24 protein-coding genes are annotated in these 24,519 nt (G+C 48.9%); 20 read left to right on the top strand and 4 right to left on the bottom strand.

Annotated elements, in window-relative coordinates; genetic code table 11:
• Positions 1-53 precede the first annotated feature (53 nt).
• The 4 genes from ACTTK6_RS01580 (at position 54) to argS (ending at position 4,103) form a co-directional block, all read left to right on the top strand.
• Positions 54-1,013: a carbohydrate ABC transporter permease gene (locus ACTTK6_RS01580; RefSeq protein WP_462832450.1), complete on the top strand. Its 960-nt coding sequence runs from the start codon at positions 54-56 to the stop codon at positions 1,011-1,013.
• Positions 1,013-1,831: a carbohydrate ABC transporter permease gene (locus tag ACTTK6_RS01575; RefSeq protein WP_079474670.1), complete on the top strand. Its 819-nt coding sequence runs from the start codon at positions 1,013-1,015 to the stop codon at positions 1,829-1,831. The genes ACTTK6_RS01580 and ACTTK6_RS01575 overlap by 1 nt, the downstream gene beginning before the upstream one ends.
• Positions 1,832-1,990: 159 nt before the next feature.
• Positions 1,991-2,428, top strand: a complete 438-nt coding sequence (locus ACTTK6_RS01570; protein WP_462832449.1) for a YwiB family protein — start codon at positions 1,991-1,993, stop codon at positions 2,426-2,428.
• Positions 2,429-2,432: 4 nt separating this feature from the next.
• Complete coding sequence (argS, locus tag ACTTK6_RS01565; RefSeq protein ID WP_462832448.1) at positions 2,433-4,103, top strand: arginine--tRNA ligase; 1,671 nt, start codon at positions 2,433-2,435, stop codon at positions 4,101-4,103.
• A gap of 37 nt (positions 4,104-4,140) precedes the next feature.
• Here argS and ACTTK6_RS01560 read toward each other — a convergent pair whose 3' ends face one another.
• The gene (locus ACTTK6_RS01560) at positions 4,141-5,601 is read right to left on the bottom strand and encodes a carbon starvation CstA family protein (protein ID WP_462832447.1); all 1,461 of its coding nucleotides are present in this window, start codon (positions 5,599-5,601) and stop codon (positions 4,141-4,143) included.
• A gap of 183 nt (positions 5,602-5,784) precedes the next feature.
• Here ACTTK6_RS01560 and ACTTK6_RS01555 point away from each other — a divergent pair, with 183 nt between their 5' ends.
• Together ACTTK6_RS01555 and ACTTK6_RS01550 are read left to right on the top strand one after the other, a co-directional pair.
• Positions 5,785-6,270, top strand: a complete 486-nt coding sequence (locus tag ACTTK6_RS01555; protein ID WP_462832446.1) for an N-acetyltransferase family protein — start codon at positions 5,785-5,787, stop codon at positions 6,268-6,270.
• A gap of 336 nt (positions 6,271-6,606) precedes the next feature.
• A complete protein-coding gene (locus ACTTK6_RS01550; protein WP_462832445.1) occupies positions 6,607-7,665 on the top strand; it encodes a cation:proton antiporter in 1,059 nt (352 codons plus the stop codon).
• 203 nt (positions 7,666-7,868) lie between these two features.
• Here the strand turns inward: ACTTK6_RS01550 and ACTTK6_RS01545 are convergent, their stop codons facing one another.
• Positions 7,869-8,060, bottom strand: coding sequence for a hypothetical protein (locus ACTTK6_RS01545; RefSeq protein ID WP_022794603.1), 192 nt, complete (start codon positions 8,058-8,060; stop codon positions 7,869-7,871).
• A gap of 191 nt (positions 8,061-8,251) precedes the next feature.
• Here ACTTK6_RS01545 and ACTTK6_RS01540 point away from each other — a divergent pair, with 191 nt between their 5' ends.
• From ACTTK6_RS01540 to ACTTK6_RS01525, 4 genes are all read left to right on the top strand, one after another.
• Positions 8,252-8,527 (top strand): YhdT family protein, encoded by a 276-nt coding sequence (locus ACTTK6_RS01540; protein WP_462832444.1) that lies wholly within the window; start codon positions 8,252-8,254, stop codon positions 8,525-8,527.
• Positions 8,524-9,975, top strand: coding sequence for a sodium/pantothenate symporter (gene panF / locus ACTTK6_RS01535; protein WP_462832443.1), 1,452 nt, complete (start codon positions 8,524-8,526; stop codon positions 9,973-9,975). Before ACTTK6_RS01540 ends, panF begins: the two co-directional genes overlap by 4 nt.
• A 161-nt stretch (positions 9,976-10,136) precedes the next feature.
• On the top strand, positions 10,137-10,670 hold the full coding sequence (rpoE, locus tag ACTTK6_RS01530) for a DNA-directed RNA polymerase subunit delta (protein WP_158219028.1): 534 nt from the start codon (positions 10,137-10,139) through the stop codon (positions 10,668-10,670).
• Between the two features lie 369 nt (positions 10,671-11,039).
• Positions 11,040-12,641: a CTP synthase gene (locus ACTTK6_RS01525; protein WP_079474677.1), complete on the top strand. Its 1,602-nt coding sequence runs from the start codon at positions 11,040-11,042 to the stop codon at positions 12,639-12,641.
• A 63-nt stretch (positions 12,642-12,704) separates the two neighbouring features.
• Here ACTTK6_RS01525 and ACTTK6_RS01520 read toward each other — a convergent pair whose 3' ends face one another.
• Positions 12,705-13,226, bottom strand: coding sequence for a DUF2529 family protein (locus ACTTK6_RS01520; RefSeq protein ID WP_462832442.1), 522 nt, complete (start codon positions 13,224-13,226; stop codon positions 12,705-12,707).
• Positions 13,227-13,340: 114 nt separating this feature from the next.
• Between ACTTK6_RS01520 and ACTTK6_RS01515 the strand changes: the two genes are divergently transcribed.
• The 8 genes from ACTTK6_RS01515 to ACTTK6_RS01480 all read left to right on the top strand — a co-directional run bounded on the left by ACTTK6_RS01515 (position 13,341) and on the right by ACTTK6_RS01480 (position 20,792).
• Complete coding sequence (locus ACTTK6_RS01515; RefSeq protein ID WP_094907700.1) at positions 13,341-13,709, top strand: response regulator; 369 nt, start codon at positions 13,341-13,343, stop codon at positions 13,707-13,709.
• A 249-nt stretch (positions 13,710-13,958) separates the two neighbouring features.
• On the top strand, positions 13,959-14,822 hold the full coding sequence (gene fba, locus ACTTK6_RS01510; RefSeq protein ID WP_079474680.1) for a class II fructose-1,6-bisphosphate aldolase: 864 nt from the start codon (positions 13,959-13,961) through the stop codon (positions 14,820-14,822).
• Between the two features lie 143 nt (positions 14,823-14,965).
• Positions 14,966-15,610 (top strand): fructose-6-phosphate aldolase, encoded by a 645-nt coding sequence (gene fsa, locus ACTTK6_RS01505; RefSeq protein ID WP_079474681.1) that lies wholly within the window; start codon positions 14,966-14,968, stop codon positions 15,608-15,610.
• A 249-nt stretch (positions 15,611-15,859) separates the two neighbouring features.
• Entirely contained in the window at positions 15,860-17,146 is a 1,287-nt protein-coding gene (locus tag ACTTK6_RS01500) for a UDP-N-acetylglucosamine 1-carboxyvinyltransferase (RefSeq protein ID WP_462832484.1), read from the top strand.
• An 18-nt stretch (positions 17,147-17,164) separates the two neighbouring features.
• Positions 17,165-18,136 carry a class II fructose-bisphosphatase gene (gene glpX / locus ACTTK6_RS01495; RefSeq protein ID WP_079474683.1) on the top strand — a complete coding sequence of 324 codons (972 nt, stop codon included), beginning with the start codon at positions 17,165-17,167 and terminating at the stop codon, positions 18,134-18,136.
• A 384-nt stretch (positions 18,137-18,520) separates the two neighbouring features.
• Positions 18,521-19,798, top strand: a complete 1,278-nt coding sequence (gene rho, locus ACTTK6_RS01490; protein WP_079474684.1) for a transcription termination factor Rho — start codon at positions 18,521-18,523, stop codon at positions 19,796-19,798.
• An 88-nt stretch (positions 19,799-19,886) separates the two neighbouring features.
• The gene (locus ACTTK6_RS01485) at positions 19,887-20,129 is read left to right on the top strand and encodes a type B 50S ribosomal protein L31 (RefSeq protein WP_022794589.1); all 243 of its coding nucleotides are present in this window, start codon (positions 19,887-19,889) and stop codon (positions 20,127-20,129) included.
• Between the two features lie 84 nt (positions 20,130-20,213).
• Positions 20,214-20,792, top strand: a complete 579-nt coding sequence (locus ACTTK6_RS01480) for a thymidine kinase (RefSeq protein ID WP_079474685.1) — start codon at positions 20,214-20,216, stop codon at positions 20,790-20,792.
• A gap of 59 nt (positions 20,793-20,851) precedes the next feature.
• On the opposite strand, the gene ACTTK6_RS01475 is transcribed toward ACTTK6_RS01480, so the two are convergent.
• On the bottom strand, positions 20,852-22,180 hold the full coding sequence (locus ACTTK6_RS01475) for an FAD-dependent oxidoreductase (RefSeq protein WP_462832441.1): 1,329 nt from the start codon (positions 22,178-22,180) through the stop codon (positions 20,852-20,854).
• A 209-nt stretch (positions 22,181-22,389) separates the two neighbouring features.
• Between ACTTK6_RS01475 and prfA the strand changes: the two genes are divergently transcribed.
• Both prfA and prmC read left to right on the top strand, forming a co-directional pair.
• On the top strand, positions 22,390-23,463 hold the full coding sequence (prfA, locus tag ACTTK6_RS01470; protein ID WP_079474687.1) for a peptide chain release factor 1: 1,074 nt from the start codon (positions 22,390-22,392) through the stop codon (positions 23,461-23,463).
• A complete protein-coding gene (prmC, locus tag ACTTK6_RS01465; RefSeq protein ID WP_462832440.1) occupies positions 23,463-24,329 on the top strand; it encodes a peptide chain release factor N(5)-glutamine methyltransferase in 867 nt (288 codons plus the stop codon). Before prfA ends, prmC begins: the two co-directional genes overlap by 1 nt.
• Positions 24,330-24,519 lie beyond the last annotated feature (190 nt).

Raw genomic sequence — 24,519 nt, 5'->3', positions numbered from 1 at the left:
CCGTGCCGGTACAAGCGGTGCCGGGCTTCTTTTGTTCAAAGGAGGGATGGAAGATGGCCGACGAAGTAATAGACAAAGCAGCAGCAAAAGATCGGGTGAAACGTAAAAAGGCAGTCAAGGACCGCTGGTGGGCCGTGGCGTTTATCGCTCCCTCGTTTTTACTGGTCGCTGTATTTGTATACGGATTTATCGGCTGGACGGGGTACGTATCACTTAGTAACTGGAACAGCCTGACGCCCGATTTTTCGTTTGCCGGGCTTGCAAACTATATTTATTTATTCCAGGACTTCCGTTTTCAAGCGGATTTAAGAAACACATTGTTTTTCACTCTATTATTTATCGGATTTGTGATCGTGAGCGGATTGGGACTGGCCGTGCTTATTGACCAGAAATTAAAAGCAGAAACGCTTTTCCGCAATATTTTTCTTTTTCCAATGGCGCTGTCCTTTGTTGTAACGGGCGTTGTATGGCAGTGGCTGTTAAACCCGTCTACGGGCTACAATACGTTTTTGGCGTTTTTCGGCATACAGCCGCTCTGGTACACCGATACAACGATTCTGGGCGGCTTTCAGTGGGGCAGTATTGAGTTTGGCCTCCCGGTAGCCATCATCGCGCTGGTTATTGCGGCTGTCTGGCAGATGACCGGTTTTTCCCTGGCGATGTATCTGGCCGGCCTGCGGGGCATTCCGGAGGAGCTCCGGGAAGCCGCCCGGGTCGACGGGGCGTCGGAGTGGAAAGTATACATGAAGGTAGTCATTCCGCTGCTTCTGCCGATTACCGTAAGTGTCGTTATCATTATGGCACACATTTCGCTGAAAATCTTCGACCTTGTGTACGCCATGACTGGTTCGGGTGCGAACTTTGTGACCGATGTTCCGGGTGTGTATATGTTCGAAACAACATTCCGGGCTAACTACTATGCAAACGGGGCAGCCATTGCAATGGTTATGCTCATCCTGGTCGCCATATTCATCGTACCGTACTTACTCGCCAATCGAAGGAGGGAGGGCTGATGGCCATTCGATTAACGCCGGTGTTCAAATACGCACTCGCCATTTTCATGTCGCTTCTGTTTTTATCGCCTATCTACGTTATCGTAGTAACCAGCCTGAAGCCGCTCGATGAAGTGAGTCTCGCTACGATGTGGGCATTCCCGACAGCGATTGACTTTTCAAGCTACGCAGAAGCCTTTAGTGCTTTGGCTCCGAATCTGGCCAACAGCCTGTATCTGGTTATTCCAGCAACGATTTTATCCGCGCTGCTCGGGGCAATGAACGGATACGTATTGTCCAAATGGAAGTTTAAAGGCTCGGAAATTCTCTTTACCGTCCTGCTGTTTGGGATGTTTATTCCGTATCAAAGTATCCTGATTCCACTGATTCAGTTTCTCAGAACCATCGAATTGTACAACTCGATTCCGGGGCTGATTCTCACCCATGTTGTATACGGTCTGCCGATCACCACCCTGATGTTTAGAAACTTCTACGCCAACATTCCCGATACAATGATCGAGGCAGCGAAAATTGATGGTGCTGGTTTTCTGCAGATATTTCGGCGCGTTATCATTCCGCTGTCCATTACAGGGTTTGTAGTGGTAGCCATCTGGCAGTTTACAAACATCTGGAACGAATTTTTGTTTGCAGTAACGATCACAAACGCAGACAGTCAACCGGTTATGGTGGCGCTGCAGAATTTATCCGGCAGCCAGATCGTGCAGTGGAACGTGCAGATGGCTGGTGCTATGCTTGCGGCCCTGCCAACGCTGATTGTCTATATTGTACTCGGAAGATACTTTGTCCGCGGGCTGCTTGCGGGCTCGGTAAAAGGGTAATCAAAGCTTCTCTGCTCCGGCAGGGGAGCTTTTTCGTGCCTGGGCTTTTCAATTGATCAATTTTCCCTTCTCAATGCGCGAAGACGTGTTAAAATAAGACAGTGATTAACCGGAACGTTAAAAGCGAGTACATGCAGGCATAGAGAAAGGTGGCTCATCGTGGCAGACACAGCGAAGACCCTGGTAAAAGTCGCTATGACGACCAACATGCAGCAGGAAGACGAACGTGAAACCATTCAGCTGAACGCAGATGGTGAAATGTATGAAAAACAGGAATGGACGTATGTCCGTTTTGAAGAAGAGCTCGAAGGCATAGGGAAAGTACAGACCACACTGAAAATCGGAAATGCGGAGGTTATGGTACTCCGAAGCGGGGCCGTGGCCATGCGACAGGTATACGCGTACGGTGAACGTACCGAAGGCACCTACGATATGGGCTACGGCCGTCTTCATACAGAAGCGGTAACAGATCATCTGGCTATAACGAAAGCCAATCTCGGCTGGATGATGCATATTGATTTTCATTACCGGCTAGTGTTGCAGGGAACGCCGGTAGGGCGTTACGAAATTTCGATCGTTATTGAGGAGGACGCATGAGCATATGAATATAATGGATCAGGTGAAAGAACAGCTAAAAACAGAAATTGCGGCGGCAATTGAAGCAGCAGGGCTTGCCCGGGAAGAGGAGGTCCCGGAAATTGTACTCGAAACCCCGAAGGAAAAAAGCCACGGGGACTTTGCGTCCAATGCAGCAATGAAGCTCGCAAGCGTGGCAAAAAAAGCACCAAAGGCCATTGCCGAAGACATCGTAAACCACTTGAACACGGATAAAGCCTCTGTTAAAGAAATTGAAATTGCAGGGCCCGGCTTTATTAACTTTTTCATGGATAACCGTTATTTGATCGATGTAATTCCGGAAGTGCTTAATCAGGGAGCGGACTATGGCCGTTCTGACGTTGGAAACCAGAAGAAGGTTCAGGTGGAATTTGTATCGGCGAACCCGACCGGCAATCTCCATCTTGGCCACGCCCGCGGCGCGGCTGTGGGGGACTCACTCTGCAATATTTTGGACTTCGCCGGCTATGATGTGACGCGTGAATATTACATTAACGATGCCGGCAATCAGATCGTAAATCTGGCAAGATCAGTCGAAAGTCGGTATTTCGAAGCCCTTGGCATGGAAATGGAAATGCCTGAAGGCGGCTATCAGGGGGCAGATGTGCGCCAGTTTGGCGAAGAACTGGCCAGTGAGCAGGGTGACCGGTTCATCCGCGTCGAGGAAGAAGAACGGCTCGAATTTTTCCGTGAGTACGGCCTGAAGCGCGAAATTGAAAAGCTGAAGCAGGACCTTGAAAAATTCAGAGTCCGTTTTGACGTATGGTATTCGGAAACCTCCCTTTACACAAACGGCAATGTTGAAGAAACCCTGCAGTATCTGCACGAACAGGGCGAGACGTACGAAGAGGAAGGGGCGGTATGGTTCCGCTCGAGCCGGTACGGAGACGATAAAGACCGGGTGCTCGTGAAAAACGACGGTACCTACACGTACCTGCTGCCGGATATTTCGTATCACCGGGACAAATTTGATCGCGGGTTTGAAAAAGTTATTAATATCTGGGGAGCGGACCACCACGGCTATATTCCGCGGATGGAGGCAGCAGTGCAGGCGCTCGGTCATGATAAAGAACAGCTTGAAACGCAGATCATTCAGATGGTAAATCTGTTTGAGAACGGCGAGCGCGTGAAAATGAGCAAGCGGACTGGCAAGGCCGTAACGCTGAAGGACCTGATGGAGGAAGTCGGCATCGATGCTACCCGGTATTTCTTTGCAATGAGAAGCCCGGACACACATATGGACTTTGATTTGAGTTTGGCCAAATCGCAGTCGAACGAAAACCCAGTATACTATGTACAGTACGCCCATGCCCGTCTTTGCAGCATTTTCCGTCAGGCGGAGGAGCGCGGCATTATCTTTGACCCCCGGGCAGATTTGACGCCAATTCACAGTGAAAAGGAACTGGACGTGCTGAAGAAAATCGGGGAATTCCCGGAAGAAGTGGCAATTGCAGCGGATAAATACGCTCCGCACCGCATGACCACCTACCTCCATGAGCTGGCTTCTGCTTTTCACAGCTTCTACAACGCAGACCGCGTCATGGACGCGGAAGACGAGCCTAAAACCCAGGCAAGACTCGTGCTGGCGAAGGCAGTCCAGACGACGGTTCAGAACGGTCTGGATCTTATCGGCGTAAATGCGCCGGAAACGATGTAATAAAAAGGCACCACCCGGGGCGGGAGGTGCCTTTTTATTATGCTTTGGCAGGTGCTTTTTCATATGTCGATTCGATCTGCTCGTCGACTGGGAATTTGGTTCCCATGTAGGCGCGGGCCCGTTTAACAAATAGGGCGATCACAACGAGCGTTCCTACGGCTGCAATCATATAGCTTAATTCCATTGGCAGCCCGAAGCCGATGGGGGCGTTTAAAATGTAGGTAAACGTTGCCATAGTCATAAAGGTGGCTGGAATGGAAGCGACCCAGTGATTTTTGCCGGCAAGTACGAGATACATGGCTCCCACCCACAGGGCGATCATAGCGGTCGACTGGTTAGCCCAGGAAAAATACCGCCATAAAATGGTAAAGTCCATGTTCGTTAAAGCAAACGAAGCGACAAACAACGGAAGCGCGATCCACAGCCGGTTTGGCATTTTCTTTTGGTTGATCCGAAAGTAATCGGCAATAATCATCCGGGCACTTCTGAACGACGTATCACCGGACGTGATTGGAAGCACTATAACCCCAATGACCGCGAGCGTACCGCCGACAGCGCCTAGCATTGTCATCGAAACCTCGCTTACGACCGCTCCCGGCCCTCCGGCAGCGATAATTTCATTCAGGTTCACCCCGTTGAAAATGCTCATGGCAGCAGCGGCCCAAATCATGGCGATGATGCCTTCGGCAATCATCATGCCGTAGAAAATTTTTCTTCCACTGCCTTCGCTCTGGGTCGTCCGGGAAATAATTGGCGTCTGGGTAGCATGGAAGCCCGAAATAGCCCCGCAGGAAATCGTTAGAAAGAGCAACGGGAAAATAGGTGCCTGATCAGGGTGCATGTTCTGGAACGAAAGCTCTGGAATCGGCTGTCCCTGGACGATGAGCCCGCCGCCGATACCGACAGCGCTGAGCAGAAGCAGCGCCCCGAGGATCGGATAGATTTTTCCGATAATTTTATCGACGGGAAGAAGCGTCGCAAGAGTATAATAGGCAAAAATAACTGTAATAATAACAGCAAGGCCGATGCCTGCAGGAAGTATTCCGCTCAGCAGTTCCGCAGGAGCAGTGACGAAAACGGTTCCAACCAATAATAAAAGAAGCACAGAAAATCCGTTTACAATATGCTTCATCGATTTTCCAAGAAATTTTCCGGCAAGCTGCGGAAGGTGGGCACCGCCGTTGCGGATGGAAATCATGCCGGTTAAGTAATCATGCACTGCACCGGCGAAAATAGCGCCAAACACGATCCATAAAAAAGCAACGGGCCCGTAAAGAGCGCCCATAATCGGGCCGAAAATAGGGCCGACGCCGGCAATGTTCAGCAGCTGAATCATGGAATTTCGTTTTGTTCCCATAGGTAGGTAGTCTACGTCGTCCTGTTTCGTGAAGGCAGGCGTTGCCCGCTTTTCATTTGTAGTGAATAATTTTTCAATAAAAGCGCCGTATGTAAAATAGCCGATAATCAGTAACGCTACTGCGATGATAAAAGTAATCATGATGTCGTCCTCCTGATAAATTTGAATACGCTTACAAATTAGTTATACAACTGGAAATGACAAACGTCAAGTAGAAAACGGGACAGGTCTGTACGGTTTTTATTGTAAACAGGAAGGGTAAATAATGGTAGACCGAGAAGAATATACAGGAAGGTGTGCTACTATGCAGAAGGAGGAAGCGATATGACTGTAATTATCCGTCCGATGGAATATAAAGATTTGGACAGAATCCGGGAAGTAGCAAGAGACTGCTGGCATGATGCCTATGAGGGCATTATTCCGCTGCCGGCCCAGGAGATGTATTTAAGCCAGGCTTACAACGATGAGATGTTAATGCGCCGGATATCGGGGCATACGTCCAAAGTAGCTGAAGTGGACGGGGAAGTCGTGGGGTTTTCTGATTTAGGGCCGATCGACGACAAACGAAGCTGCAAAATGTCTGCGATGTATTTGCTTCCTGATTATCAAAGCCGGGGAATTGGAAAACAGCTGTTTGACGAGACGCTGATGGAAGAGCCGAATGCTAAAAAGATCCGCGTCTATATAGAGGAAAAAAACACGCGCGGGCAGAAGTTTTACGAAGCGCAGGGATTTGAGAGAAAAGAAAAGCTGCAGGGGGAATTCGGCGGCTATCAGATACCAATGCTGATTATGGAGAAGGAGATGTAAAAGAAAAGCGGAGCCGACTTGAACAGCCGTTCCGGACGGCTGGTGTAAGCCTTGTTGGAAGCGTCGTTAGACGGTGAAACAAGGATGAAGCCAATGGACCGGACGGCTGGGAGGCGGAGCTGGACAGGTAGAGACACGGCTGACTAAACGTCGAACTGACCCGCATCGTGCGGGATCGAAAAGCGGGGGAGGTGTCTTCCATCGAATTGATAACTTTAGGGATTTCGCTAGTATTATTGATTGGTATGATTGCCCAATGGCTTTCATGGAGGTGGGGGATACCTGCTATCGTAGGGATGACCCTGACGGGGTTATTTATTGGCCCGGGAATAAAACTTGATTCATCCGGAACAATTGTTTGGGGATTTGCTTGAGCCGATTATTTCTTTAGCCGTTGCGATCATTCTGTTCGAAGGAAGTCTAAGCTTGGATCGAAGGGAAATTTTTCATTTTAAAGGACCGGTCAGGCGGATGTACACGTTAGTGCCGTTAATATCCTGGCTTTTAACAGCGGTCATTGCCAACGTGGTAGTTGGCCTGTCCTGGGTGACCGCTTTTGTCATAGGCGGATTGTTTATTGTTACGGGCCCTACGGTTATTACTCCGTTATTAAAGAACGCCAATTTAAAAGAAAGACCTGATAGGATGCTCCGTTGGGAAGGGATTATTGTCGATCCCATGGGCGCCCTGGCGGCTTTATTTGCTCTTCAAATTGGCCTTGCGGCAAGCGGAGTCATAGATTCTGCTGCTCTTGGATTCTACATTTTGGGAGCATTTACAGCTCTCGTTTTAGGAATAGGGGCTGGGCTTGGGACCAGCTATTCTTTCCGGCGATCCATAATCCCCGTCGATATGCAGGCGCCTATGATGTTTGCGCTGGTTATTTTTATCTTTGCGGTCTCGGATTTGATCATGGAAGAGAGTGGATTACTGGCTGTGACAGCCATGGGTATTACCCTGGCCAACAGGGGGTTGAATGTTCCTATCTTAAATAACATACGCCATTTTAAAGAGAACATATCAACGTTGTTTATCAGTGCTGTATTTGTTTTGTTAACTTCTTCTCTTACGCGAACAGAATTAATGGAGCTATGGGATATCCGGATCATCGGGTTCGTACTTCTAATGATGTTGGTTGTGCGGCCATTGTCAGTCTGGATAGGCTTAGCGAACACGAAAGTGAGCCTGGGGGAAAAAGCCTTTATTGGCTGGATCGCCCCGCGTGGTGTTGTTGCTTTGACTGTCAGCGGCTATTTTCAGACAATATTGGTGGAAGCAGGTTTTACGGATGCGGAGCGGATACTCCCAATGACGCTGGCACTTGTGTTTATTACGGTAGTCATCCATGGTTACACATTGACACCCCTGGCAAAAAGGTTGAAATTGACCAAATAACAATTAAAGAAATATAAGTAATGCCCAAAAGCAAGACCGGCTCTGATAGTGAAGGTTATCGTCCTTTAGAGCTTTGAGCCGCCTTTTTATTTTGAGGTCATAAACAAAGACCTCCGAAAATAGATTCCCGGAGACCTTTGGCCAAATTTTAAAGCTGCTCCTCTATTGTGAGAAAGCAGCTTTGCACTTAATAAATGATTATTTTAATGGGTTACTTCATTTTTTAAGAGGACGATGCGGTGGTAAGGAAACTCTTCTTCTTTTCCTACAATTGGGTAATCACTGAATTCCACAATAACTGTGCGTTCAAATTCAGAAATGACTTTCATTTCATACCCCTCGTAATGAACTACCTCTCCGGGTTCGAATTGGTCGAATTGTTTTTCGCCAGCCATTTATATCAACACCTTTAACTTTATTAAAATATAATACCCTTTTTTATAGTAATTAAACGTTGTTTGAAAATACAGGCATATTACGTATATTTTCGTGAAAGAGGAACGATTTGTCAATAAGGTTGCAGCATACTGGTAAATCAGCTAAACTAATTGAAGTTTTTGATAGAACGAAAAAATGGAGGATGGTCATGAGCCTGGAAGAAAAAGAGAGGAAGCTGCAGGAGCTCACAGCGAGGGAAGCGCTTCTTGGTGTTGCTATTGCTGTCGGCCATTTTATCTGGTGGCTTGGTTTTGCATACGGGCTTGGAGGCAGAGACCCGCAGAATTATCAATACATACTTGGCATGCCTGACTGGCTTTTTTACAGCTGTGTGCTTGGACCGGTTCTTTTACTCCTCACTCTATGGTTTGTCGTAAAATATGTACTGCGTGATATTCCTCTTGACCAGGAGGAAGACAAATGAATATAGAAGTGATTATCCCATTAGTCGTATTTTTACTATTTACATTTTTAATCGGTATTTGGTCGGCCAAAAAAAGGTCGGGAGCCGCTTCTTTTCTTCATGACTATTACTTAGGAAGCCGTGAACTCGGCGGCCTGGTGCTTGCGATGACGATGGTCGCGACATATGGCAGTGCTAGCAGCTTTGTCGGGGGCCCCGGAATTGCTTATGACCGCGGGCTTGGCTGGGTGCTTTTATCCATGGCCCAGGTGGTTACCGGCTATTTCACGCTGATGATCCTTGGCAAGCGTTTTGCCATCATGGCCCGCCGGTACAAGGCTGTGACCCTCGTGGATTTCCTCCGCTCCCGCTACAACAACGGGATGGTCGTTATTTTAGGGGCGTTCAGCATTGTGATCTTTTTATTTTCTGCCATGGCTGCCCAGTGGGTCGGCGGAGCCAGGCTCATCGAATCGGTGACAGGCATGAGCTATCAGGCGTCCCTGTTCCTTTTTGCTGCGGCCGTGCTGTTTTATGTCATTATTGGAGGCTTCCGGGCGGTGGTAGTCACTGACGCAGTCCAGGGTATTATTATGGTAGTTGGAACATTAATTATTTTCACCGCGACGCTGATAGCCGGCGGTGGCATGAACAATATTATGACTTCCCTGTACCAGGAAAATCCGAATCTCGTTACCCCATTCGGGGCGGACGGGGACTTAACCGCGCTTTACGTTTCTTCCTTCTGGATTTTAGTCGGTGTGGGGGTCGTCGGGCTGCCTCAGGTAGCTGTCCGTGCGATGTCGTATAAAAGCTCGGCTGCTATGCACCGTGCGCTTCTGATCGGAACGGCGGTAGTTGCTTTTATGATGTTTGGCATGCATATGGCCGGAGTTATGGGACGTGTCGTCGTCCCGGGCATTGAAGTTGCTGATACCGTTATGCCGGAGCTTACGATGACCGTCCTTCCCGGATGGCTGGCGGGCATCGTACTAGCAGCGCCAATGGCTGCCATCATGAGCACCGTGGATTCTCTGCTTTTGATGATCAGCTCCTCGGTAGTAAAAGATGTGTACATCAACTACGTAAAACCTGATGCCCGGGAACACAGAATACGTCTGCTGAGCCTGATTGTTACGGCCGCAGTTGGCATTATTGTCGTAGCTATTTCATGGAGTCCGCCGGAATTTTTAATCTGGCTGAATCTGTTTGCTTTTGGAGGGCTTGAAGCAGCGTTTATATGGCCAATCGTTTTAGGGTTATACTGGAAAAAAGCAAACGGCTGGGGAGCGCTGTCTGCAATGGTTACCGGCATTGCCTCTTACATGGTTATTTCGATCTGGCTTCCGGGGTGGCTTGGGATGCATGAAGTAGTGATGCCCGTTCTTTTTTCCCTGGCAGCGTTTGTACTTGTTTCCCTTATCACAAATCAGCGGCAGAACGGCTGGGCTCCGTTGGAGAATGATTAAGCAGGCAGGAAGGAAATTCTGTCAGGAAGAATTGAATAATAATTATGGAATTTTCCTTCAAAATATGTTTATAATTTTAGGTATGAATTTTCGTAGCGATGAAGCGATTAATATAAAAATAGTAGTATAAGGGCATGTTCGTGAAAAGGAGCGATGAAGCTGTGAAAATAAATGAGTTAAGCGAAGAAAAAGTACGGGAAATGTCTTCGATGGAACTGGCGTATATGATTCTTGAAGAAGAGGGCGGAGCATCAGGCTACACGAGAGTCATGGATCGTCTGACAGAGCTAAAAGGGTACACGGAGGAAGAAAGAAAAAGCCGGATGATCAAGTTGTTTACCTCCATGAATCTGGATGGCCGGTTTGTGCATCTGGGTGAAAACCACTGGGGACTTCGCGGATGGTATCCTCTTGATCAGTCAGATGAAGAACTGAGCCATACTGTGCAGGGCTCAGATGAACTTGCCGATGAGATCGATCCGGAAGAAGAAACGTATGATGACGACCTGGTAGACATCTCTGATGATCTGGACGCCATCTCTAAAAAAGATGATGCCGATGAAGACACTTTTGATGACAATGATCTCGAAGGCTTCGAGCCAGGCAATGCCGGTGCAGGATACGACGAGGACGAAGAGGAAGACGAAGAAGAAAGTGAAAGCGACAATACAGAAGAAAGTGAAGAAGAGCGGTAATTTTATCGTGGGCATATCTTGACTTTCGAAACACGTATAGGTACAATCATTTTTGGGCTGTGACGTAAAGGTGAAAATGATACCTATATAAGCATGAACGACAAACAAAAGTGTGCCCCCTCCATATGGTGGCAGGGCACCACTTTTGTTTTTTTTATGAATAAAGAAAAGCGAAGGAGCCTTGCTTAACCGCGACAGGTACTTCCCAGACGTGCAGGACAGCCTGCTGCCCGAAACCGGCTGGAAAGTAACCCCGAGCGGTTAGGCTCCGAAGCTGGACATCGAAAAGCGCAGGAAGCCTGTTCAGCAGCGCGGACCCTGGAAACACTATTTTAAAGGACATTTATATAAAGAGAGGCAGATAGGTATATGGCGAGTAAATATATTTTCGTTACTGGCGGCGTTGTATCTTCATTAGGTAAAGGCATTACAGCAGCTTCCCTTGGAAGACTGCTTAAAAACAGAGGACTTAGTGTTACTATCCAAAAGTTTGACCCGTATATCAACGTGGACCCGGGAACAATGAGCCCGTACCAGCACGGGGAGGTTTTTGTTACAGATGACGGAGCGGAAACTGATCTGGATCTCGGACACTATGAGCGCTTTATCGATATTAACCTCAGCAAAAACAGCAATGTCACCACCGGAAAAGTATACTCATCCGTTATTCGTAAAGAACGGCGCGGTGACTATCTCGGGGGCACCGTGCAGGTGATCCCGCACGTCACAAATGAAATCAAAGAGCGCGTGTACCGCGCCGGGAGAGAAACAGGAGCCGATGTAGTAATTACAGAAATCGGCGGCACGGTCGGGGATATTGAAAGCCTGCCGTTCCTCGAGGCCATTCGCCAGATTAAAAGCGATGTCGGACGCGATAATGTCATGTATGTACACTGTACATTAATTCCTTACTTATCTGCGGCGGGGGAAATGAAATCCAAACCGACGCAGCACAGTGTCAAAGAACTTCGCGGCATCGGTATCCAGCCGAACATCATTGTGCTTCGGACAGAAAAACCGGTACCGGAAAACATGAAAGAAAAAATTGCTTCGTTTTGTGATGTCCCATCAGAATCGGTCATTGAGGCAGGAGACGCAGAAGTGCTGTACCAGATCCCGCTGGAACTGCAGCGCCAGCATATGGATCAGATCGTTTGTGATCACTTGAAGCTCACAGCGCCACCGGCGGAAATGACTGAATGGACTGCGCTTGTCGACCGGGTAAAGAACTTAAGTAAAACCATACGTATCGCGCTTGTCGGAAAATACGTTGCTCTTCCGGATGCGTACCTGTCGGTAGCAGAGTCGCTGAAACATGCCGGCTACCACTTTGATGCAGATATTGAAATCGACTGGGTGCAGTCGGAGGATCTCGATAAAGACAACGTGGCAGAACGCCTGAAGGACGCTGATGGAATTCTCGTGCCTGGAGGCTTTGGAGACCGGGGCATTCAAGGTAAGATTGAAGCCATTACCTACGCCCGGGAGCAGAAAATTCCGTTTCTCGGAATTTGCCTCGGCATGCAGCTTGCAAGCGTGGAGTTTGCAAGAAACGTGGCTGGCATCAACGACGCCGGTTCGGCAGAATTCCATCCTGATGCCAAGAACGCAGTCATTGATCTGCTTCCGGAGCAGAAGGACGTAGAAGACCTTGGTGGCACGCTTCGGCTCGGTCTGTACCCTTGTAAATTAAAAGAAGGGTCCCGGGCAAAAGAAGCTTATGATGATGCTGAGATCGTTTACGAACGTCACCGCCACCGCTATGAATTCAGCAACGCTTACAGAGAGCAGCTTGAAAATAACGGATTTATCTTCAGTGGCACGAGCCCCGACGGCCGTCTGGCGGAAATTATTGAAGTAGCAGACCACCCTTACTTTGTTGCTTCGCAGTTCCACCCGGAATTTGTATCCCGCCCGACCCGCCCGCAGCCTTTGTTCCGCGAATTTATTCGTCACTCTGCAGGGGAATAACACGAAAGCAAGCCTGGATGGTGCATACCATCCAGGCTTTTTTGGGCCGGAAAAACAACTGCGTTATTCGAGTTCATCCGATAATTCTTTAATGTATAGATAGAAAAGCTGGCCGGCGAAAAAGGCTGATAAAGCAAATGGGTTCCCGTAGCGCTCTCCCTTTTCATCGGGAATCACCGGCTCGGCCGAAGGCGCAGAAATATGGCAGTTTAACGGCCCGAGCAGTTCATTTATCCGGGCCTCATCCTGCGAATAAATAATGAGAGGTGTTTCGCTGGCTTCGCACGTTTGGATAAACGAAAGCATTTCCTCCCCCTCATCGGGATGAACGATTAGAAACAGGCGGTCGACCTCGGACAGCGCTTCTGTATCAGGAGACGGCACAATAGCTGTCGTTCCTTCGGGGGCGTCAGGGTGGTCCGCAAGCGCCAGGGCAATCGAATGGGCAGACGGGGAGCCCGCGATCCAGAGCCTGCCCAGTCCCCGTACAGCCTGTACGGCTAAACGCGCTGCATCCTCAAATTCCTCCTCCTGGTCCATGATGCTTTGAAATTTCCCCTGTAGCTGAGTAGAAAAAATTTTCATAAAAATCCTCTTTTCTGCTTTGGAATTGATGCCTGGCTGAAACTTACGTGGTCATAAACCTCATAGTAATATATACTGCAGGGAGAAGAAAGTGGAGAAGGAGGGAATTGTGTCATGGAACGGGTGTTAATTGTAGATGATCAAATGGGGATCCGGCTTCTCTTGAAAGAGGTGCTCGAAGAAGAAGGCTATACCGTTAAAGAAGCCCATAACGGCGAACTTGCTTTACATATGGTGGAGGAGTGGACGCCTGACATTTTTATCATTGATATGAAACTCCCGGGCATCAACGGACTCACTCTGCTTAAAGAGCTCCAAAGTTCTTCGCGTCTTGACGATGCCTATGTAATTATAATGACTGCCTTTGGCGAAAAGGAGCAGGTGGAAGCGGCCAGGCAAAACGGAGCGGATTACTATATCGCCAAGCCTTTTGATATCGAAAACTTAAAGAGCGTCATCGGCAAACTTTCGGAAGAAGGGTGACAACCAGGCTTGATATGCTATAATGAATAAAGAATTTGAGTAAGATCTACATAGCATAGTTGGTTTGTTTTTAAGCAGAAGTATTTGTCAGTAAGGAAGCCCTGATTATACTATTTTCGCGCTTTTATACCCACTATTCGATGCAGCCTGCATAAAAGCTGCAGATACTTTCGTGTGCTTATATATATTTACTATGTATGGGAAGATGCTCAAACATTTTGCTTGAAACGAAGAGGGAGGATATTTTTTATGCCATTGGTATCAATGACGGAAATGCTGAAAACAGCACAAAAAAATCAGTATGCCGTAGGACAATTCAACTTGAACAACATGGAATTCACCCAGGCTATTCTTCAGGCGGCTGAAGAGGAAAAATCTCCAGTAATCTGCGGAGTTTCTGAAGGCGCGGCCCGCTACATGGGCGGTTTTGAAACAGTCGTTACTCTGGTAAAGGCGTTAATGAAAGAATACAACGTAACAGTGCCTGTAGCCATTCACCTCGACCACGGTTCGAGCTTTGAGAACTGCATGAAAGCCATGAAAGCGGGATTCACTTCTGTGATGATCGACGGATCACACCACCCGCTCGAATACAATATCGAAATGACTAAGCGCGTCGTAGACGCAGCCCACGCGATCGGCGTATCTGTAGAGGCTGAGCTTGGCCGTGTTGGCGGCCAGGAAGACGACCTGATCGTTTCTGAAGCGGAAGAAGCTTATGCTATTCCGGCAGAGTGTAAAGAGCTTGTAGAACAGACAGGCGTCGACTGCTTTGCAGCAGCGCTTGGTTCCGTGCACGGCCCTTATAAAGGGGAGCCGAATCTCAGCTTCACACGCATGGAAGAAATCCAGCAGCTCGTGGAGGTGCCATTTGTCCTGCACGGCGGCACAGGCATTCCGACCGAAGACGTGAAAAAAGCGATCCGCTACGGTCACGCAAAAGTGAATGTAAACACGGAAAGCCAGATGTCTTCTGCGGCAAAGGTACGTGAAGTATTGGCAGAGCAGCCGGATCAGTATGATCCTCGTAAATACCTCGGCCCGGCACGTGATGCTATTAAAGAAACAGTGAAGTTCAAAATGCAGGAATTTGGTTCTTCCAACCAGGCATAACTAATAAGCATAAAAGCGAAGAAAAGGGGCCCGCTGCCGGGCCGCCTTGTTCTCCGCCTTACTTTCTTCTTTTCATAGTAAAATAGTTTGCAAGCGTTTGCTTAGTCCGGATAAAGAGTATCAAATAATAGGAGGGAACATGTATGCAGTTTTTTGTAGATACAGCGAATGTCGATGAAATTAAAGAGGCGAATGCCCTCGGGATTCTTGCGGGCGTTACGACAAACCCGAGCCTGGTCGCTAAAGAAGGCGTCGATTTTCACGAACGGTTAAAGGAAATTACTGCGATTGTCGACGGCTCTGTCAGCGCTGAAGTTATTTCAACTGAAGCGGAAGGCATGATTACGGAAGGCCGGGAGCTAGCAAAAATCGCTCCGAATATTACAGTCAAAGTTCCGATGACGCTTGAAGGCATGAAGGCCGTAAAGGTTTTTACAGAAGAAAATATCCAAACAAACGTTACGCTCGTCTTTTCTTCCGTGCAGGCTCTGATTGCAGCGAGAGCGGGAGCGACATATGTGTCGCCTTTCCTTGGACGTCTCGACGATATCGGGCATAACGGACTGGATTTGATCAGTGAGATTTCCGAAATCTTTAACGTTCACGGCATCGAGACGAAAATTATTGCTGCTTCTGTGCGCCATTCCACTCACGTAGCAGAAGCAGCGGCCCGCGGTGCCCATATCGCGACGATTCCGTTTAAAGTGGTTCCTGGCCTTTTGAAGCACCCATTAACAGATCAGGGCATTGAAAAATTCCTGAACGACTGGGAAAACCGCAAGCAGTAAAAACAATAGCACAGGCTTCTGCAGCGTTTCTGCAGAAGCTTTTTTTGTATGAAAATTCAGCCAAATTCTCTTGCTAATAAGTGGAAAAACATCTATGCTAAAAAAAGAAAACACTTTTGTTAATTAGTAGGTCACAAATAGCCGAAAAGAAGCAGCATCTGGCAAGCACTGCTGCAGGATGCAGCTTTTACATACCGGTTCATATAAACTAGCTGTGGATTCCGGAAAATGACTGTAGAGGATGATTACATGCAGAAAATGATCATTGAAGGCGGCAGGCCTTTGGAAGGAAGGGTGTCGATCAGCGGGGCAAAAAACAGTGCGGTGGCCTTAGTGCCGGCTGCTTTAATGGCAAATGGCCACGTCACCCTGGAAAACCTTCCGGACATTGATGACATAGATACCCTGGCAGAGATTTTGCAGGGCGTTGGAGCGAATGTAAAAACAGAAAATCACCGAATGAAAATCAATGCGAAAGACGTTCGTCCGCTGCCGATGCCAAATGGCAAAGTAAAAAAGCTGCGTGCTTCCTACTATCTGATGGGAGCGATGCTCGGCCGGTTCAAAAAAGCGGTCATCGGCATGCCTGGTGGATGCTACCTGGGCCCGCGGCCGATTGATCAGCACATTAAAGGCTTTAAAGCTTTAGGTGCCACGGTCGAAAATGAACACGGTTCGCTCCATATTTACGCTAAAGAGCTGAAAGGGGCCCGTATTTATCTAGACGTAGTGAGTGTCGGCGCGACCATTAATATTATGATGGCAGCGGTGATGGCCAAGGGGCAGACAGTCATCGAAAATGCCGCGAAAGAGCCGGAAATCATCGATGTAGCCACGCTTCTGACGAATATGGGGGCAAATATTAAAGGCGCAGGAACAAACGTGATCCGCATTGACGGTGTAGAAGAATTAAACGGATGCACTCATTCGATTATTCCTGACCGGATCGAAGCAGGAACATATATGATTGCCGGTGCGGCTATGGGAAGTGAAGTAGTGATAGACAACGTGATCCCGGATCATTTAGAAGCGTTAACGGCAAAACTCCGGGAAACAGGAACGGGCGTTGAATGGTTTGACAATTCAGTCCGGGTTACCGGGGTAGACCGCCTGCAGGCAGTCCAGTTAAAAACACTCGTCTACCCCGGCTTTCCGACCGATCTGCAGCAGCCGTTTACGGCACTTATGACGAGAGCTGAAGGAAAAACAATTGTTCACGACACCATCTATCCGTCCCGGTTCAAGCATGTGGATGAGCTTGCACGAATGGGAGCAGAGGTAACCACAAGTGAAGGAACGGCAATTGTGCGGGGTCCGGCGGACCTTCAGGGCGTTCAGGTAACGGCGAGCGATCTGAGAGCAGGCGCCGCATTAATCGTGGCCGGGTTGATGGCCGACGGCAGGACCGTTATCACCGGGTTTGAACATGTGGCCCGGGGATATGAAAAAATCGAACATAAATTGCGTTATTTAGGCGCTGAGGTCCGTTTGGAAACCATCAGCGAACAGGAAATGCAGGAAATTCAAAATTCATAAGCCTGGGGGAATGTAACAATGGAAAGAAGTTTATCGATGGAGCTGGTACGAGTTACGGAAGCAGCAGCGCAAGCCTCTGCCCGCTGGATGGGCCGGGGCAAGAAGGACGAGGCTGACGACGCTGCAACCAGCGCCATGCGTGACGTATTTGACACAATTCCAATGAAGGGCACCGTCGTAATCGGTGAAGGGGAGATGGATGAAGCCCCGATGCTCTACATTGGAGAAAAACTCGGCACAGGCTTCGGCCCGAGAGTTGATGTAGCGGTAGATCCGCTTGAAGGCACAGAAATTGTTGCCAGCGGCTCATGGAACGCCCTGGCAGTGCTTGCTATTGCTGATCATGGACGACTTCTTCATGCGCCCGATATGTACATGGATAAAATTGCAGTAGGCCCTGAAGCGATCGGGCAAATAGATATCGATGCACCGGTCGCAGATAACCTGCATGCTGTAGCAAAGGCAAAAGGCAAGGATATCGAAGATGTAGTTGTCACTATTTTAGACAGAGAGCGTCATGCCAAGCTGATTCAGGAGGTCCGCGACACCGGCGCCCGCATTAAACTGATCCCGGCCGGGGACGTGGCCGGGGCGATTAATACGGCCTTTGATGAAACAGGTGTAGACATACTACTGGGCTCCGGAGGAGCGCCGGAGGGAGTAATCGCCGCTGTCGGTCTCAAGTGCCTGGGCGGGGAAATGCAGGGCAAGCTTCTTCCCCAGAACGACGATGAGCTGGCCCGGTGCACAGAAATGGGCATTGATGATGTCAACCGGCCGCTTCTCATGCCGGATCTGGTGGGCGGAGAGGACTGCATTTTCGCCGCTACCGGGGTAACAGAGGGCGAACTGCTGAAGGGCGTGAATTTCAAAAGCTCCAAGGCTACAACTCAGTCCCTCGTTATGCGGGCAAAATCAGGGACGGTCCGCTTTGTTGACGGCAAGCACAACGTGCAGAAAAAGCCGGATTTTGTCATTAGAGACGAATAGCACGGGGAGAGGCCGGGGAGATCTGGCCTCTTCTTATTTGATGCAGGAAGCATGTTAAACTGATAATTTTGCTTGCAGACAGAGGCATTCAAAGTTAAAATAATGAAGTACAATCTGTATTTATAATATATGTACGGCCATTCAACAGTTCTCCTCTCCTTTATGCAGAGTGAAGGCATATCTGCTTCAACGCTTCATGAACGCAGGGCACCCATTCCTTTTCTTATCTTTCATTTATCCCAACACGCTGTGCAGGAAAACCATAACAGAAATAAAAAAGACAGCTTACATTCGCAAAGTGTAAGTGTTTCTTCACGTTAATAAAACTAATATACACGATTAATTTGTCCGCATTCAGAATAGAAAAAGAAAGTGGTGACGGCATTGGCAGTCAACATCGCAGAGCTCGAAACAATGACGTTGAAAGAATTGTACCGGCTCGCCAAAGAATACAAGGTATCGTATTACAGCAAATTAAACAAACGGGAGCTTGTGTTTGCGATTTTAAAGGGGCAGGCAGAAAAAGACGGCCTGATGTTTATGGAAGGCGTGCTCGAAATTATCCAGACAGAAGGCTATGGTTTTTTGCGCCCAATCAACTACCTGCCCAGTACAGAAGATATTTACATCTCTGCGTCCCAGATCCGCCGTTTTGATCTAAGAAACGGGGATAAGGTTTCCGGCAAAGTACGGCCGCCGAAGGATTCAGAGCGCTACCACGGCCTCCTGCAGGTGGAGGCGGTCAACGGGGAAGATCCGGACTCTTCGAAGGAGCGACCACATTTTCCTGCTTTGACCCCGCTGTACCCGGAGGAGCGTATGCAGATGGAAACCCATCCAAATCGTGCTTCTTCCCGGATTATCGACCTGATTACCCCGGTCGGCTTCGGCCAGCGCGGGCTTATTGTAGCTCCACCCAAAGCCGGTAAGACGTCGCTGCTGAAAGAAATAGCCAACAGCATCACCGAAAACCATCCGGAAACCGAACTGATTGTGCTGCTTGTGGACGAGCGCCCGGAGGAAGTAACAGACATTGAGCGTTCTGTCGACGGGGACGTGGCTAGTTCGACGTTTGACGAAGTGCCGGAAAATCACATTAAGGTTTCGGAGCTTGTACTCGAACGGGCAATGCGCCTTGTGGAGCATAAAAAGGATGTCGTCATTCTGCTCGACAGCATTACCCGTCTTGCAAGAGCATACAACCTTGTACTGCCGCCGAGCGGACGTACGCTCTCCGGTGGTATTGACCCGGCGGCGCTTCACCGTCCGAAGCGTTTTTTCGGAGCAGCGCGCAATATTGAAGAAGGCGGAAGCCTGACCATTCTAGCGACAGCTCTTGTAGAAACCGGATCGCGGATGGATGATGTGATTTATGAAGAATTTAAAGGCACCGGCAACATGGAACTCCACCTTGACCGCCGATTGGCCGAGCGTCGTATCTTCCCGTCAATCGACATCCGCCGCTCGAGTACCCGGAAGGAAGAACTGCTCGTTTCTAAGGAGCACCTGGATAATTTATGGGCGATCCGCAAAACCATGAACGATTCCCCGGACTTTGTGGATCACTTTATCCGGCGCATCAAACAGACCAAGACGAACGAAGAATTTTTTGAAGAACTTCAAAAAGATAAACAGGGAAAAGTAACGACCGGAAAGAAATAACCGAAATGAACGATTGATAAATTTCGGGGAAGTTGTTATAATCTCGTTATGTGTGAAAAAGAGAAGAATCGAAAGGAAGTGACCAGCTATGAAACAACAGGTGCATCCGGAATATCATAAAGTTGTGTTTATGGATACAAGTACGGGATTCAAGTTTTTGAGCGGTTCGACAGAAAGCTCGTCGGAAACCATCGAATGGGAAGACGGAAACACGTACCCAGTAATCAAAATTGAGGTAAGCTCCGACTCCCACCCGTTCTATACCGGTAAGCAGAAGCAGAATACTGCCGGCGGCCGTGTGGACAAGTTCAAAAGAAAATACAACCGCTAAGCACAATGGTTGGGTAAAGGCGGAAGCTGCGGCTTCCGCCTTTTTTATGTAACAAATAGATGTTGATAAGCAGGGGAGACTAATATGGCGCAGTTATTTTTTAAATACGGCACAATGAACAGCGGCAAGTCCATCGAAATTTTAAAGGTGGCCCATAATTATGAAGAGCAGAATAAACCGGTGCTGATCTTCACTTCTGGTCTTGATGACCGGCGCGGTGTCGGGTTTGTAGCGAGCAGAATCGGAGTGGAGCGCGAAGCCGTTCCAATTTTTGAAGAAACAAACATTTACGATATCGTGCGAAAAGAAGCGGAGCGTCCGTTCTGTATTCTCGTGGATGAGGCACAGTTTCTTTCCCAGGAGCACATCATTCAACTGGCAGAAATTGTAGACAACCTCGATATTCCAGTGATGAGCTTTGGGCTGAAAAACGATTTTCAAAATGAGCTGTTTGAAGGCAGCAAGCATTTGCTGCTGTACGCGGACAAAATTGAGGAAATGAAAACCATCTGCTGGTTCTGCCATAAAAAAGCAGTCATGAATTTAAGGCTCGACGGCGAGGGGCGCCCGATTTATACAGGGGAGCAGATTCATATCGGCGGCAATGACTCCTATTATCCGGTATGCCGAAGATGCCATGCCAATCCGCCTATTGCTCTGTAAAAAGAGAACAAGCCAACCGGTGCAATGCTGGTTGGCTTGTTTTGTTCAGTACAGTGAAGTTATTTCGCACGCCGGATCACCTGTTGCAGTGGATCCCATACCTTGTTGTACGGAGGGGCATAGCTTAAATCCAGGTCTTCAAATTCAGCGATGGTCATACGGTGAAAGAGAGCGGTTGCTAGAACGTCGAGCCGTTTATCGGTGCCGTCCCCGCCGATAAGCTGGCCTCCGAGGATAATGCCGGTGTCCGGACAGTACGTCACTTTAATATGAAGCTTGCTATTTCCCGGGAAATAGCCGGCATGGCTCGATGTAGTAAGTGTTTGGCTGCGGTAAGGAAAACGCATGTCGGCAGCTTCCGCTTCAGAAATACCGGTTTTGCCGAGCGTTAAACTAAAAAAGCGGAGAATAGACGTCCCGGTCACGCCTTTAAAGGACTTTCCGCTTCCGGCCATGTTGAGCCCGGCAACCCGTCCCTGTTTATTGGCATGCGTTCCGAGCGGAAGATAATCATCGATTTCCTTAATCCGGTGGAACTGGGTAGCACAGTCTCCAGCGGCATAAATGCCGGGGACATTGGTCTCCATATAGCGGTTCACCTGAAGAGCGCCGTTGCCGTGCCGGAACAGACCGCATTTGGACACCATCTCCGTATTCGGGCGAAGGCCAACGCCGGCAATTACCGCGTCAGTTTTAACCACTTGCAGCTCCGTATGGACGGCTTCCACCCGGCTGCTGCCTGACAGACGCTGAATGTTTTCCCCGAAAAGCAGTTCAATGCCGTTTGCTTCCGCTTCTTCGGCAATATGCGCTGCCATGTCAGGGTCGAATATGCCCGCAAGCTGGTCGCCGCGCTGCACGAGCGTCACTTTTTTCCCGGCATGAATACAGTTTTCTGCCACTTCAAGGCCGATGTAGCCGCCTCCTACAACAGTAACATGGTCCACGTTAACGAGCTCCGCTTTGATCGTTTCGGCGTCCGGAATCGTTTTTAACGTATGGACGCCCTCGAGCTCCCGGCCCGGCCAGTTGGGCAGGAGCGGACGCCCGCCGGAAGCGATCAGCAGTTTATCATACGAAATTTGAAACGATTCCTCCGTGTCGGTGCGTGTGCCCATCACTTCTTTTTTATCCGCATTGACATCGGTAACCTCGTGATTCACCCGGGCATCGATGCCGTACTTTTCCCGAAACGTATCAACATCGCGGGCAATTAAATTCGAGCTGTCTTCGACTTCACCCCCGAGTATGTATGGAAGTCCGCACTGGGCGTAGGAATACACTTCCCCGGCTTCAAGCGTAACAATCTCTGCGTTCTCATCCTGCCGGTAGATCTGCATGGCTGCACTCATGCCGGCGGCATCTCCGCCAATAATGACGTATTTCATCTTTTTTCCCCCTTCTGCTGGAACAATAGGCACTTACAGAGCGGTTCCCCGCGCCCGGCCTGATCAAACGAAATTTATAGAAGCGGCGGTATTTTGACGCCCCTATGCCCCTGTATTATAATTAGTATACTGTAAAAGAGAGCGAGAAACGTGTAAACGTAACGATATGCCCTTGAAACGGATAAAATTTAAAAGTAGAGGTGAACGGTGTGTTAGAGCGACTGCAGACGGTAGAAGACCGTTATGAATATTTAAACGAACAGCTGAGCGACCCGGAAATCGCGAACGATCCGAATAAAATTAAGGAGCTGTCCAAAGAACAGGCCCAGATGGAGCGGACAGTAGAGGTTTACCGGGAATATAAAGAAGCCCGGCAGCAGCTTGATGAGGCAAAATCAATGCTTGAAGACGAGCTCGATGCAGAAATGAAAGACATGGTGAAGTCGGAAGTGGAAGAATTGAGTGAGCGTATTGAAAACCAGGAGGAAGAGCTTCGGCGGCTGCTTCTTCCGAAGGATCCAAACGACGACAAAAACGTCATTATTGAAATACGGGGAGCCGCAGGCGGCGAAGAAGCGGCGCTGTTTGCCGCTGATTTATATAAGATGTATTCCCGCTATGCGGAAAAACAAGGATGGAAAGCAGAAATCGTGGAATCGACTGCAAGCGACCTCGGCGGCTTCCGGGAAATCATTTTTATGATAAACGGTGATTCGGCCTATTCGAAAATGAAATACGAGAACGGAGCCCACCGGGTTCAGCGGGTGCCGAGCACAGAGTCGGGTGGACGGGTGCATACGTCCACAGCCACAGTGGCTGTGCTTCCGGAAGCTGAGGAAGTCGAGGTAGATATTCACGATAAGGACATTCGTGTGGATACATTCGCAGCAAGCGGTCCCGGCGGCCAGAGCGTTAACACTACCATGTCGGCGGTGCGGCTCACTCACGTGCCGACAGGCATTGTGGCTTCTTGCCAGGACGGCAAATCCCAGATTAAAAATAAAGAAAAAGCAATGACAATTCTCCGTGCCCGCGTATATGATAAATTCCAGCAGGAGGCCCAGGCAGAGTACGATGAAACCCGGAAATCAGCGGTAGGGACCGGGGACCGTTCCGAACGGATCCGGACATACAATTTTCCGCAGACGCGTGTCACGGACCACCGTATCGGACTGACGCTGCAGAAGCTCGACCAGATTCTCCAGGGAGAGCTGGATCAGGTTATTGAGCCGCTCGTGATGGAAGAGCAGGCTGAACTGATGGAAAAAGCAGGCGAAGCGTAATGAAAGAGGAACCATTTGTATTTGAAGCCCGAAAATGGGCTTCTTCTTTTTTAAGTGAACACGGAAGAGAAGAAACGGCGGCGGATTGGCTTTTGGAGCATCACCTGCAGCTCTCCCGCTCCCAGCTGCTGGCTGCTTCGAGGGAGCCGGTAGCTCGACAGACGTGGGAGCAGTTCCAGCAGGACGTACGTATCCACGCAGCGGGAACCCCGGTTCAGCATTTAACCGGGAGAAGCTCCTTTTATGATCGTGATTTTCACGTCAACGCCAATGTGCTGATCCCGCGGATGGAAACCGAGGAGCTTGTCTGGTACGTGATTGACTGGGTACAAAAAAATAAAGATCTGAAGGCTCCGCGCATTGTCGACGTAGGTACAGGCAGCGGAATTATCGCCGTTACGCTTGCACTGGAAATTCCGCCGGCCCGGGTGCAGGCTGTGGATATTGACAGCCGGGCGCTTGAAATGGCTAAGCAGAACGCGGCACGACTCCAGGCGCCGGTCACCTTTCATCAGGAATCATTTCTTGAAGGCATGGTGCTCCGGAAAGAGAAGGCTGATGTGGTTGTATCCAATCCGCCGTATATTCCAAAGAAGGAATGGGAACAGCTTGACCCGCTTGTCCGGGACAAGGAGCCTGCGGTTGCATTGATTGGTGAAGGCGAAGAAGGCATTCACAGCTATGAAGAAATTATTAAACATGCTGTTGATATTCTCGCTCCCGGTGGCCTGCTCGCTTTTGAAATTGGCTGGCAGCAGGGACACTCCGTGAAGAAAGCGGTCGAAAAAGCGTTTCCGGGAAAAATGGCCCAAGTAATAAAAGACTTGAATGGAAACGACCGAATCGTTACAGTTGTGAATAAGTAGGGACGTTATCCCAGAGATGTGGATAAAAAAAGATAAATCATCCTTATATGTGGAAAACATTAATTTTTCGTAAAAAATGTAAATTCAAAGGCTGAATTAACAGGAAAATCCAAAGTTATCCACAGAAAATTAGAGCTTGTTGATAGTGTGAAAAAACAAAAATAAACCAAAATGGACCTTGGTATGAAAG

The organism is Marinococcus salis, assembly GCF_054971365.1.
This window is presented reverse-complemented; position numbering and strand designations above follow the sequence as displayed.

Bases quoted from the DNA above. Each gene is read 5' to 3' on its own strand.
- ACTTK6_RS01540 (WP_462832444.1), top strand. From the start codon at position 8,252: ATGAGCCTGGAAGAAAAAGAGAGGAAGCTGCAGGAGCTCACAGCGAGG.
- ACTTK6_RS01500 (WP_462832484.1), top strand. From the start codon at position 15,860: ATGCAGAAAATGATCATTGAAGGCGGCAGGCCTTTGGAAGGAAGGGTG.
- ACTTK6_RS01485 (WP_022794589.1), top strand. From the start codon at position 19,887: ATGAAACAACAGGTGCATCCGGAATATCATAAAGTTGTGTTTATGGAT.
- ACTTK6_RS01560 (WP_462832447.1), bottom strand. From the start codon at position 5,601: ATGATTACTTTTATCATCGCAGTAGCGTTACTGATTATCGGCTATTTT.
- panF (WP_462832443.1), top strand. From the start codon at position 8,524: ATGAATATAGAAGTGATTATCCCATTAGTCGTATTTTTACTATTTACA.
- ACTTK6_RS01480 (WP_079474685.1), top strand. From the start codon at position 20,214: ATGGCGCAGTTATTTTTTAAATACGGCACAATGAACAGCGGCAAGTCC.
- argS (WP_462832448.1), top strand. From the start codon at position 2,433: ATGAATATAATGGATCAGGTGAAAGAACAGCTAAAAACAGAAATTGCG.
- prmC (WP_462832440.1), top strand. From the start codon at position 23,463: ATGAAAGAGGAACCATTTGTATTTGAAGCCCGAAAATGGGCTTCTTCT.
- ACTTK6_RS01525 (WP_079474677.1), top strand. From the start codon at position 11,040: ATGGCGAGTAAATATATTTTCGTTACTGGCGGCGTTGTATCTTCATTA.
- fba (WP_079474680.1), top strand. From the start codon at position 13,959: ATGCCATTGGTATCAATGACGGAAATGCTGAAAACAGCACAAAAAAAT.
- ACTTK6_RS01575 (WP_079474670.1), top strand. From the start codon at position 1,013: ATGGCCATTCGATTAACGCCGGTGTTCAAATACGCACTCGCCATTTTC.
- ACTTK6_RS01555 (WP_462832446.1), top strand. From the start codon at position 5,785: ATGACTGTAATTATCCGTCCGATGGAATATAAAGATTTGGACAGAATC.
- ACTTK6_RS01580 (WP_462832450.1), top strand. From the start codon at position 54: ATGGCCGACGAAGTAATAGACAAAGCAGCAGCAAAAGATCGGGTGAAA.
- ACTTK6_RS01545 (WP_022794603.1), bottom strand. From the start codon at position 8,060: ATGGCTGGCGAAAAACAATTCGACCAATTCGAACCCGGAGAGGTAGTT.
- ACTTK6_RS01475 (WP_462832441.1), bottom strand. From the start codon at position 22,180: ATGAAATACGTCATTATTGGCGGAGATGCCGCCGGCATGAGTGCAGCC.
- fsa (WP_079474681.1), top strand. From the start codon at position 14,966: ATGCAGTTTTTTGTAGATACAGCGAATGTCGATGAAATTAAAGAGGCG.
- glpX (WP_079474683.1), top strand. From the start codon at position 17,165: ATGGAAAGAAGTTTATCGATGGAGCTGGTACGAGTTACGGAAGCAGCA.
- ACTTK6_RS01515 (WP_094907700.1), top strand. From the start codon at position 13,341: ATGGAACGGGTGTTAATTGTAGATGATCAAATGGGGATCCGGCTTCTC.
- ACTTK6_RS01520 (WP_462832442.1), bottom strand. From the start codon at position 13,226: ATGAAAATTTTTTCTACTCAGCTACAGGGGAAATTTCAAAGCATCATG.